Raw genomic sequence first — 12,669 nt, 5'->3', positions numbered from 1 at the left:
CCGTCATGCGAGCGGAACCAGGAATGCGAACACAGACGGTCCTTGGTGGGAGACAGTCGAATGTCCAATGAAGAGAAGCTGGTCGAGCACCTCCGCTGGATGACCGGAGAGCTCCGCCAGGTGCGCCAGCGCCTGCGCGACGCCGAGGAGCACGACACCGAGCCGATCGCGATCATCGGCATGAGCTGCCGCTTCCCCGGCGGCGTCCGCACGCCCGAGGCGCTGTGGCGGCTGGTGTCCGACGGCACCGACGCGATCACCGGCTTCCCGGACGACCGCGGCTGGGACCTCGCCACCCTCTTCGACGACGACCCCGACAAGCGCGGCACCTCCTACGGACGCGAGGGCGGCTTCCTCACCGACGCCGCCGACTTCGACGCGGCGCTGTTCGACATCTCGCCGCGCGAGGCACTGGCCATGGACCCGCAGCAGCGCCTGCTGCTCCAGACCTGCTGGGAGGCGTTCGAACGCGCCGGTATCGACCCGACGTCGCTGCGCGGCAGCCGCACCGGGGTCTTCGCCGGCACCAACGGCCAGGACTACGCCACCTTGATGTTCGGCAACCCCGACGTCTCCGACGGCTACCTCGCCACCGGCAGCGCCGCCAGCGTCATGTCCGGCCGCGTCTCCTACTCCTTCGGCCTCGAAGGCCCCGCGGTCACGGTCGACACCGCCTGCTCCTCCTCGCTCGTCGCCCTGCACCTGGCCATGCAGTCCCTGCGCAAGGACGAGTGCGGCCTTGCCCTGGTCAGCGGCGCGACCGTGATGGCGACGCCCACCGCGTTCGTGGAGTTCAGCCGGCAGCGCGGCCTGGCCCCCGACGGCCGCTGCAAGGCGTTCGGCGCGGGCGCCGACGGCACCGGCTGGGGCGAGGGCGTCGGCGTCCTGCTGGTCGAGCGGCTGTCCGAGGCCCGCCGCAACGGACACCCGGTGCTGGCGGTGGTGCGCGGCTCCGCGGTCAACCAGGACGGCGCCTCCAACGGACTCACCGCGCCCAACGGCCCCTCCCAACAGCGCGTCATCCGGCAGGCGTTGGCCGGCGCCGGACTCACCCCTGCCGACATCGACGCCGTCGAGGCCCACGGCACCGGCACCACCCTCGGCGACCCGATCGAGGCGCAGGCGCTGCTCGCCGTCTACGGCCAGGACCGCCCCGCCGACCGGCCCCTGTGGCTGGGCTCGGTCAAGTCCAACATCGGGCACACCCAGGCCGCGGCGGGCGTGGCCGGCGTCATCAAGATGGTCATGGCCCTGCGCCACGGCGAACTGCCCGCGACCCTGCACGCCGACGAGCCCTCGCCGCACGTGGACTGGTCGGCCGACACCGTGCGGCTGCTCACCGAGGGCCGGCCCTGGACCGGGACCGACACCCCGCGCCGGGCGGGCGTCTCCTCCTTCGGCGTCAGCGGCACCAACGCGCACGTCATCCTCGAACAGGCCCCGGAACCCGAACCCGCCACCGACGCCGCCCCGGCCGCCGGGCAGCCCTCGCCCGTGCCGCTGCTGCTGTCGGCCCGCTCCGAGGAGAGCCTGCGCGGTCAGGCGGACCGGCTGCGCTCCTTCCTGTCGGACCCCGCCCGGCCCGACCTCGCCGACACCGCCTTCTCCCTCGCCACCACCCGGGCCACCCTGGAACGCCGCGCCGTGGTGTGGGCGCCCGACCGCGACGCCGCCCTCGCCCGCCTCGCCGCCGTCGCCCGCGGCGAAAGCGTGCCCGGCGCCGTCACCGGAACGTCGTCGCCGGGCCGAACGGCCTTCCTGTTCACCGGCCAGGGCGCGCAACGCGTGGGCATGGGCGCCGAGTTGTACGCGGCGTTCCCGGTGTTCGCGCAGGCACTGGACGCGGTGTGCGCGCGGCTGGACGGGGAGTTGGACCGTCCGCTGCGCGATGTCATGTTCGGCGACGCCGAGTTGCTGAACCGGACGGTGTTCACGCAGGCGGCGTTGTTCGCGCTCGAAGTGGCGTTGTTCCGGCTGTGGGAGTCGTGGGGTGTCACGCCGGACTTCCTGCTGGGCCACTCCATCGGTGAGTTGACGGCCGCCCACGTGGCCGGCGTGCTGTCGCTGGACGACGCGTGCGTACTGGTCGCCGCGCGCGGCCGGTTGATGCAGGCGCTGCCCGCCGGCGGAGCCATGCTCGCGGTGGAGGCGGCCGAGGCCGAGATCGCCGCGGAGATCGCCGAGCGCCCCGAGGTCGACGTCGCGGCGGTCAACGGGCCGTCGGCCGTGGTGGTCTCCGGTGACGAGGAGGTCGTCGCGGAACTGGAGACCGCCTGGCGTGCGGCGGGTCGCCGGGTGAAGCGGCTGACCGTCTCGCACGCCTTCCACTCACCCCGCATGACGGCGATGCTCGACGAATTCGCCGCCGTGGCAGGGCGGTTGACCTTCGAGGCCCCGCGCATACCGATCGTCTCCAACGTCACCGGTGAAGTGGCCGATCCGGCGGAGATCCGCACACCGGGCTATTGGGTCCGGCACGTGCGCCAGGCGGTGCGGTTCGCCGACGGTGTCGCCACGCTGACCGCCAAGGGGGCGACCCGGTTCGTCGAGCTGGGCCCGGACGGCGTGCTGACCGCCATGGCACAGCTCTGCCTCGACGACGCCGGGCGCACCGGCCTGATCGCCGCCCTGCGCGACGGCCGCGCCGAGACCGACACCCTGTGCGAGGCGCTGGCCCGCGCCCATGCCCACGGGGTACGGATCGACTGGCCCGCCCTGCTGCGACCGGCCGGCGGCCGGCGGATCGACCTGCCCACGTACGCGTTCGAACCCCGGTCGTACTGGCCGGACGCCCGTGTCTTCTCCGGTGACATGGCCTCGGTGGGACTCGGCGCCGCCGACCACCCGCTGCTGGGCGCCGCGGTCTCGCTGGCCTCCGGCGACGGCGTCCTGCTGACCGGGCGGCTCTCGACCGGCACGCACCCGTGGCTGGCCGACCACGTGGTGACCGACCGGGTGCTGCTGCCCGGCACGGCCTTCGTGGAACTGGCGTTGCGGGCCGGCGAGCAGGTCGGCTGCACGCGTCTTGAGGACCTGACGCTGGAGGCGCCGCTGGTGCTGCCCGAACGCGGCGCCACGCAGATCCAGGTCAGCGTCGGCGCGGCCGCGGACAGCGGTGCCAGGACGGTGGAGATCTACTCCCGCCCCGACGGCGAGGACTCCGGCTGGCTGCGCAACGCCGCCGGGCTGCTCACCGACGAGGACACCGCGCCCGAACGCCTCGACCTCACCGCCTGGCCGCCCGCCGGCGCCGAGCCCGTCGACCTGACCGGCTTCTACGACCGCGCCGCCCGGGCCGGCTACCGCTACGGGCCGGTCTTCCAGGGGCTGCGGTCCGCCTGGCGGGTGGACGGCGACCTGTGCGCCGAGGTGGAGCTGCCGCAGGGCGCCCGGCGCGACGCCGCCCTGCACGGCCTGCACCCGGCCCTGCTGGACGCCGCCCTGCACGGCACCGGCCTGATCGGCGAGGCGGGTCTGCCGTTCAGCTGGACGGGCGTGTCGCTGTTCGCCGCCGGGGCCTCGACGTTGCGCGTGCGGCTGTCACGGATCAGCGGCGACGCCGTGCGGGTGCGGGCGTTCGACGCCACCGGCGGTGCCGTGGTGTCCGTGGACTCCCTGGTGCTGCGGACGGCGGACAGCCTGCGCGGACCGGGCGCGGCTGCGGCCGACGCGCTGTTCGGCCTGACGTGGTCCCGGGCGACGCTCGAAGCCGCCCCCGGGCCCGCGCTGGGCGCGCTGGACGAGGTCGCCCGGGCGGACGCGGACGGCGACCTCGCGGTGCGCGTTCCGGACGGCGGCGTGGCAGAGGTCGCCGGGCGGGTGCTGGACACCGTGCGCCGGTGGCTGGCCGGGGAACGGACCGGCCGGCTGGTGCTGGTGACGCGCGGCGCCGTCGGTGTCGGCGACGGCGCGGTGCCGACCGACCTGGCGGCGGCCGGTGTGTGGGGTCTGGCGCGGTCGGCCCAGTCGGAACACCCCGACCGCCTGGTGCTGCTGGACGCCGACACCGAACCGGACGAAGGCGTACTCGGCGCGGTACTGGCCTCGGGTGAGCCGCAGGTCGCGGTACGCGGCGGCGTGGCGTGGGTGCCGCGGCTGGCGCGGATCTCCTCGATGCCGGTGCTGACCGTTCCGGCGGAGTCCTGGCGGCTGGAGCCGTCCGAGCGCGGCATGCTCGAAGAGGTCGCCCCCGTGCCCTGCCCCGGCGCCGGCCCGGCCGCCGGTGAGGTCCGGGTCGCGATGCGCGCCGCCGGGGTGAACTTCCGCGACGTGCTGCTGAGCCTGGGAACCTACCCGGAACCCGGGCTCATGGGTGCGGAGGGCGCCGGTGTCGTGCTGGAGATCGGCGCCGGCGTCACCGACCTGGCGGTGGGCGACCGGGTCTTCGGCCTGTTCGCGGGCGGGTTCGGTCCGCAGGCGGTGACGGACGCGCGTCTGCTGGCGCGGATGCCCGACGACTGGTCGTTCGTGCGGGCGGCGTCGGTGCCGATGGCGTTCATGACGGCCTTCTACGGGCTGTTCGACCTGGGCGGCCTGGCGGCCGGCCAGTCCGTGCTGGTGCACGCGGCCGCCGGCGGTGTGGGGATGGCGGCCGTACAACTCGCCCGGTGGGCGGGTGCGGAGGTCTACGCGACGGCCAGTGAGCCGAAGTGGCCGGTGGTGCGTGAACTGGGGGTCTGCGCGGAGCGGATCGCCTCCTCACGCGATCTCGGGTTCGAGGACGCCTTCCGGGCGGCGTCGGACGGCCGTGGCGTGGACGTGGTGCTGAATGCGCTCGCCGGTGACTTCGTCGACGCGTCGGCGCGGTTGCTGGCCGACGGCGGCCGGTTCGTCGAGATGGGCAAGGCGGACGTCCGCAGCCCCGAGGCGTTCGCCCCGGCGGTGTACCGGGCCTTCGACCTGTTCGACGCCGGTCTCGACCGGCTGCGGGAGATCCTGCGGTCGGTGCTGGGATTGTTCGAGGACGGCGTCCTGGACCTTCCGCCGGTGCGCGCATGGGACGTACGGGACGTGGTGGGCGCCTTCCGGTTGATGAGCTCGGGCCGGCACATCGGCAAGAACGTGCTGGTCATGCCGCGGCAGCTGGACCCGCAGGGCACCGTGCTGATCACCGGCGGTACGGGCGCGCTCGGCGCGCTCGTCGCCCGGCACCTTGTATCGGCTTACGGGGTGCGGCACTTGGTGCTGCTGTCCCGGCGGGGCGGGGATGCGCCCGGCGCCGCCGAACTGGTCGCGGACCTGGCCGAACTCGGCGCCGATGCAAGCGTCGTGGCGTGCGACGTGGCCGATCGGGCCGCGTTGGCCGGGGTGTTGGCGGCGATACCGGTGGAGCATCCGCTGACCGGTGTCGTGCACGCCGCGGGCGTGGTGGACGACGGCGTCGTGGAATCCATGACACCGGAGCGGATGGACGCGGTCCTGGCCCCCAAGGCGGACGCGGCACGCCATCTGCACGAACTGACGAGCCACCTCGACCTGGCCATGTTCGTGATGTATTCGTCCGTGTCGGCGACCTTCGGCTCGCCCGGACAGGCGAACTACGCCACCGCGAACGCGGTGCTGGACGCGCTCGCGCAGCAGCGGCAGGCCGACGGCCTCGCCGGCGTGTCACTCGCCTGGGCCCTGTGGGAGCGCGACAGCGCCGTCAGCGGACACCTGTCGGACGTCGACCTGGCGCGCGCGCAGGCCGGCGGGAGCGCGCTGTCCGACGCCGAGGGACTGGACCTGTTCGACGCCGCCCTCGCCACCGGCCTCGCCCACCTGCTGCCCATGAAGCTGGACCTCGCGCGCCTGCGGGCCCGGATCGGCGACAACGCCGTACCGGCCCTGCTGCGCGGCCTGGTGCGCCCCCGCGTTCGGCGCGCGGTCGCCGGCCGGCCGGACGCGCTGGCCGACCGGCTGGCCGGCCTGCCGCAGGCGGACCAGGAACGCCTGCTGACCGGCCTCGTGCTGGGCGAGGTCGCCGCCGTCCTGGGCCACGGATCGGCCGACGCCGTCGAACCGGGACGGGCGTTCAAGGAACTCGGCTTCGACTCGCTCACCGCCGTCGAGCTGCGCAACCGGATCAACGCCGTCTCCGGCCTGCGCCTGCCCGCCACACTGGTGTTCGACCACCCGAGCCCCCGCGCACTCGTCGAACGCCTGCGCACCGACCTCGTGGGCGGCGGGACCGCACGGGCGACACCAGCCCGCTCCGCCGCCCCCGTGGCGGACGACCCGGTGGTCATCGTCGGCATGGGCTGCCGGTTCCCCGGCGGCGTCACCTCGCCGGAGGACCTGTGGCGCCTGGTGACCTCCGGCTCCGACGCCATCAGCGCCTTCCCGACCGACCGCGGCTGGGACCTCGGCGCGCTGTTCGACACCGACCCGGAACGCCCCGGCACCTCCGCCGCCCGGCACGGCGGGTTCGTGTACGACGCCGACCAGTTCGACGCGGCGCTGTTCGGCATCTCGCCGCGCGAGGCGCTGGCCATGGACCCGCAGCAACGCATGCTGCTGGAAAGCTCCTGGGAGGCCCTGGAACGCGCCGGCATCGCACCGCTGTCGCTGCGCGGCGAACAGGTCGGCGTCTTCATGGGCGTCGCCAGCTCCCTGTACGCGATCGGCGCACCGCCCCGGCCCGAGGTCGAAGGGCTCTCGCTGACCGGCACGCTGACCAGCGTGGCGTCCGGCCGCATCGCGTACACCTTCGGATTCGAGGGCCCGGCGGTGTCGGTGGACACCGCCTGCTCGTCCTCGCTGGTGGCGTTGCACCTGGCCATGCAGGCACTGCGCAACGACGAGTGCCGGATGGCACTGGTCGGCGGCGCGACCGTCATGGCGACCCCGGGGATCTTCACCGAGTTCAGCCGGCAGAAGGGCGTGGCGGCCGACGGCCGCTGCAAGCCCTTCTCGGCCACCGCGGACGGTACCGGCTGGGCCGAGGGCGCCGGCGTCCTCGTCGTCGAACGGCTCTCCGACGCCCGCCGCCTCGGCCACGAGGTGCTGGCCGTCGTGCGCGGCAGCGCGGTCAACCAGGACGGCGCCTCCAACGGCCTGACGGCACCGAACGGCCCCTCGCAGCAACGGGTGATCCGCCAGGCGCTCGCCGGCGCCGGCCTGTCCGCCTCGGACGTCGACGTGGTGGAGGCCCACGGCACCGGAACCGCACTGGGCGACCCCATCGAGGCGCAGGCCCTGCTGGCCACCTACGGACAGGACCGCCCCGCCGACCGCCCGCTGTGGCTGGGATCGGTCAAGTCCAACATCGGGCACACCCAGTCCGCCGCCGGCGTGGCCGGCGTGATCAAGATGGTCATGGCACTGCGGCACGAGGTACTGCCCGCGACCCTGCACGCCGACGAGCCCTCCCCGCACGTGGACTGGGCCTCCGGCGCGGTCGAACTGCTCACCGGCAACCGGCCGTGGCCGAGCGCCGGCACGCCCCGCCGGGCCGCGGTCTCGTCCTTCGGGGTCAGCGGCACCAACGTACACACCATCCTGGAACAGCCCGGCACCGAACGGATCGAGCGGCCGGCGCAGCGCCCGCCCACCGGCTGGGTCCCCCCGCTGGCCCTCTCGGCGCGCTCCGCGGACGCGCTGCGGGCGCAGGCGGAACGACTGCTCGCCGTCGTCACCGACGACGAGCCGCCCACCCCGCTGGACCTCGGCTTCTCGCTGACCACCACCCGGGAGACGTTCGACCACCGGGCCGCCGTCGTGGCCGGCACCCCGGCCGAGACCGCCGAAGCCCTGGCCGCGCTGGCCGCCGGCCGCGCGCACCGTTCCCTGACCGAAGGCCGCTCCGCCGGCGGCCGTACCGCCTTCCTGTTCACCGGCCAGGGTGCGCAACGCGTGGGCATGGGCGCTGAGTTGTACGCGGCGTTCCCGGTGTTCGCGGAGGCGTTGGACGCGGTGTGCGTGCGGTTGGACGTCGAGTTGGGCCGTTCGGTGCGTGACGTGGTGTTCGGCGACGCGGAGTTGCTGGATCAAACGGTGTACACGCAGGCGGCGTTGTTCGGTCTCGAAGTCGCCCTGTTCCGGCTGTTGGAGTCGTGGGGTGTGCGGCCGGACTTCCTGCTGGGGCATTCGATCGGTGAGGTGGCTGCCGCGCACGTGGCGGGTGTGCTGTCGTTGGATGACGCGTGTGTGCTGGTGGCCGCTCGTGGTCGGTTGATGCAGGCGTTGCCCGCGGGCGGCGCGATGCTGGCGGTGGAGGCCGCTGAGGCGGACGTCGTCGCGGAGATCGCGGAGCGTCCTGAGGTGAGTGTGGCGGCGGTCAACGGGCCGTCGTCGGTGGTGGTTTCGGGTGATGAGGACGTCGTCGCGGAGTTGGAGTCCGTGTGGCGGGAGGCGGGGCGGCGGGTGAAGCGGTTGGCCGTTTCGCACGCGTTCCACTCGCCGCGCATGGAGGCGATGCTCGATGAATTCGCCTCCGCCATCGGGCAGTTGGCGTTCGAGGCGCCGCGGCTGCCGATCGTGTCCAACCTGACCGGGCGGCTGGTCGACCCGGACGAGATCCGTACGCCTGCCTACTGGGTGCGGCACGTCCGCGAGGCGGTGCGGTTCGCGGACGGCATCGGCACGCTGCACGAGCAAGGCGTCACCACCCTGGTCGAGTTGGGACCGGACGGCGTCCTGAGCGCGATGGCGCAGCAGTGCGCCGACTTCACCGCCGTACCGGCCCTGCGCGCCGACCACGACGAGGCGCGGAGCATCGCGACCGCCCTCGCCACGGCGTACGCGCACGGCACGCCGGTCGACTGGACCGCGGTGTTCGACGGCAGGGGCGGCCGCCGGGTGGCGTTGCCGACGTACGCCTTCCAGCGCGAGCGGTACTGGATCGACGGCGCCACCGCGGCGACCGTACCGGTCACCGGCGACGGTGCGTTCACCGAGTTCTGGGAAGCGGTGGACACCGAGGACCTGACGGCGCTGGCCGGCACCCTCGGCCTGGAGGGCGACGCGCCGCTGAGCACGGTCGTGCCCGCGCTGTCCGCCTGGCGGCGCAGGCGGCAGGAACAGTCCGTGGTGGACGGCTGGTGCTACCGGGTCTCCTGGACCCCGCTGCCGGGCGTGGCGGGCGTGGCCGCGGGCCGCTGGCTGGTGGTCTCGGCCGCGGACGGCGGCGACGACGGCGCGGTGGCCGGCGCGCTGCGGGGCGCCGGCGTCGACGTGGTGGAGCTGACGGTCGACGCCTCGGCCGACCGCACCGCGCTGGCGGAGCGACTGGCCGCCGCCGGCCCGGTCTCGGGCGTCGTCTCCCTGCTGGGGCTGGGCACCGGCGGCGTGCTGCCGACGCTCGCACTGGTCCAGGCGATGGGGGACACCGATCAGCGCGGCCGGCTGTGGTGCGTCACCCGCGGGGCGGTATCGGTCGGCCGGTCCGAGGCCGCGGTGTCCGCCGAACAGGCCCAGGTGTGGGGCCTCGGCCGGGTGGCGGCGCTGGAGTACCCGCAGTCCTGGGGCGGTCTGATCGACCTGCCCGAGGTCATGGACGAGCGCGCGGCCACCCGGGTGGCGGCGCTGCTGTCCGGCGCCAGCGGCGAGGACCAGGTCGCCGTACGCGGCTCCGGCGCCTTCGGCCGCCGACTCGTCCGCGCCAGGCCGGGCAACCGTACCGGCGGCACCGCCTGGCGGCCGAACGGAACCGTGCTGATCACCGGCGGTACGGGTGCGCTCGGCGGTCACGTCGCGCGCTGGGCCGCCGAGCACGGCGCCGCCCGCGTGGTGCTGACCAGCCGCCGCGGCCCGGACGCGCCCGGTGTGGCGGAACTCGTCGCCGAACTGGCCGCCCACGGCACCGACGCCGACGTGGTCGCCTGCGACGCGGCCGACCGCGAGGCACTGGCCGCCGTACTGGCCGCCATTCCCGCCGGACAACCCCTCACCGCCGTCGTGCACGCCGCCGGCACCGTCGCCGACAGCGCAATCGACGCGCTGCGCCCCGAAGAGCTGGCAGCGATGCTCCGCGCCAAGGCCGTCGGCGCCACGACCCTCGACGAGCTGACCGCGGACCTGGCCCTGGACGCGTTCGTGCTGTTCTCCTCGATCGCCGGGGTGTGGGGCAGCGCCGGCCAGGCCGCCTACGCCGCCGCGAACGCCCACCTCGACGCGCTCGCCCGCAACCGCGCCGCCCGTGGCCTCGCCGCGACCTCGATCGCCTGGGGCCCGTGGGCCGACTCCGGGATGGCCGCCGGCGACGAGGCCGCCGACTACCTGCGCCGCAGGGGACTTCGCGCCCTGCCGCCACAGCTCGCCGTCGACGCGCTCGGCCGGCTCGCCGGAACCGACGACCCCTGCCGAACCGTCGCCGACGTGGCATGGGACCGGTTCGGCGCGACGTTCACCGCCACCCGCCCGAGCGCGCTGTTCGCCGAACTGCCCGAGGCCGGCCCCGCGGACACGGACGGCACGACCGCGGCGTCCGACGCGGCCGGCTCCCAACTCCGCGCCCGGCTGGCCGCGTTGACACCTGCCGAACGCACCCGCCACCTGCTCGACCAGGTACGGGACACCATGGCGACCGTGCTCGGCCACCCGGACCCGCGGGCGATCGAGCCGTGGACCCCCTTCGCCGACCTCGGCTTCGACTCGCTGACCGCCGTCGAACTGCGCAACCGCCTGGTCGCCGCGACCGGACTGTCCCTGCCCACCACCCTCGCGTTCGACCACCCGAACGTGTCAGCACTGGCCGAACGCCTGGTCGCCCTGCTGACCGACGACCCGGCCGACGGCGAACAGCGCCACCCCGGCCCGATCGCCGCCGACGAGCCGATCGCCATCGTCGCGATGAGCTGCCGCCTGCCCGGCGGTGTGCGGAACCCCGACGAACTCTGGCGGCTCGTCGAATCCGGCGGCGAAGGCATCTCACCCTTCCCGACCGACCGCGGCTGGGACCTGTCCGAGGCCGGCTTCTCCTACGCGACGGCCGGCGGATTCCTCGACCACGCCACCGAGTTCGACGCCGAACTCTTCGGGATCTCGCCGCGCGAGGCGCTGGCCATGGACCCGCAACAGCGCGTACTGCTGGAAAGCTGCTGGGAAGCCTTCGAACGCGGCGGCATCGACCCGCGCTCCGTACGCGGCGACCAGACCGGTGTCTTCATCGGCGCCTCCAACAACGGCTACGGCACCGCGGTGGTGCTCCCCGAAGCCGTCGAAGGACACCTCCTCACCGGCAGCGCCAACAGCGTCATCTCGGGCCGGGTCGCCTACACCTTCGGCCTCGAAGGCCCGGCGGTCACCGTGGACACCGCGTGCTCCTCCTCCCTGGTGGCACTGCACCTGGCCGCCCAGGCCCTGCGCAACGGCGAATGCACGATGGCCCTCGTCGGCGGCGTCGCCGTACTGTCCACCCCCGCCGCGTTCGCCGAGTTCAGCAAGCAGGGCGGCCTGGCCGGCGACGGCCGCTGCAAGCCCTTCGCCGCCGCGGCCGACGGAACCGGCTGGTCGGAGGGCGTCGCCGTCGTCCTCGTCGAACGCCTCTCCCGGGCCCGGCTCAACGGACACGACGTCCTGGCCGTCGTCCGCGGCTCGGCGATGAACTCCGACGGCGCCTCCAACGGCCTCACCGCGCCGAACGGCCCCTCCCAGCAACGCGTCATCCGGCGAGCACTGGCAAACGCCGGCCTCACCCCCGCCGACATCGACGTCGTGGAGGGCCACGGCACCGGCACCCGGCTGGGCGACCCCATCGAGGCCCAGGCCCTCCTCGCCACCTACGGGCAGAGCCACCCGGCCGACCGGCCGCTGCGCCTCGGCTCGCTGAAGTCCAACATCGGCCACACCCAGGCCACGTCCGGCCTCGCCGGCGTGATCAAGATGGTGATGGCCATGCGGCACGGCGTCCTGCCGAAGACCCTGCACGTGGACGCACCGACCCCCCACGTCGACTGGACCTCCGGCGACGTCGCCCTGCTGACCGAGAACGCGCCGTGGCACGCCGACGCCCGCCCGCGCCGCGCTGGCGTCTCCTCCTTCGGCATCAGCGGCACCAACGTGCACACCATCCTGGAAGAGGCGACCCCCGCACCGGCCCCGGCCGCCGCGAACGGCGAACCCACTTCCCCCGTCCCCTCCGCCACGCTCACCACCCTTCCGTGGGTGCTGTCGGCGAAGTCGGACGCGGCTTTGCGCGCGCAGGCGGAGCGGTTGGGCGCGCTCGTTGACGCGTCCGTGGACGCGCTCGCGGGTGCGGGGGCCGACGTGGCGGCCGATGTCGCGTCGCGGCCGCTCGACGTCGCGTACGCGTTGGCGACCGGTCGTGCGGCGCTGGAACACCGCGCGGTGGTGCTCGGGACCGGCACCGAACTGCCCGTCGGCCTGAGCCGGTTGGCGAACGGCGAGACCGGCACGGGCGTCATACGCGGCACGGCGACCCCGGGCCGTACGGCGTTCCTGTTCACGGGTCAGGGTGCGCAGCGGGTGGGGATGGGTGCCGGGTTGTATGCGGCGTTCCCGGTGTTCGCGGATGCGTTGGACGCGGTGTGTGCGCGGTTGGACGGGGAGTTGGACCGTCCGTTGCTTGAGGTGATGTTCGGCGACGCGGAGCTGTTGGATCAGACGGCTTATACGCAGGCGGGGTTGTTCGCGCTTGAGGTGGCGTTGTTCCGGTTGGTGGAGTCGTGGGGTGTGACGCCGGACTTCTTGCTGGGTCATTCGATCGGTGAGGTGGCGGCGGCGCATGTG

Annotated in this window: 1 protein-coding gene; it reads left to right on the top strand. The window is 74.2% G+C overall.

Translation table 11 applies throughout. From position 1 onward, the window contains the following. Positions 1-60: 60 nt before the first annotated feature. On the top strand, positions 61-12,669 hold a 12,609-nt coding region (locus POF43_RS28635; RefSeq protein WP_282704831.1), incomplete at its 3' end, for a type I polyketide synthase.

Source organism: Streptantibioticus silvisoli (genome assembly GCF_027947535.2).
Lineage (GTDB): Bacteria > Actinomycetota > Actinomycetes > Streptomycetales > Streptomycetaceae > Streptantibioticus_C > Streptantibioticus_C silvisoli.
This window is presented reverse-complemented; position numbering and strand designations above follow the sequence as displayed.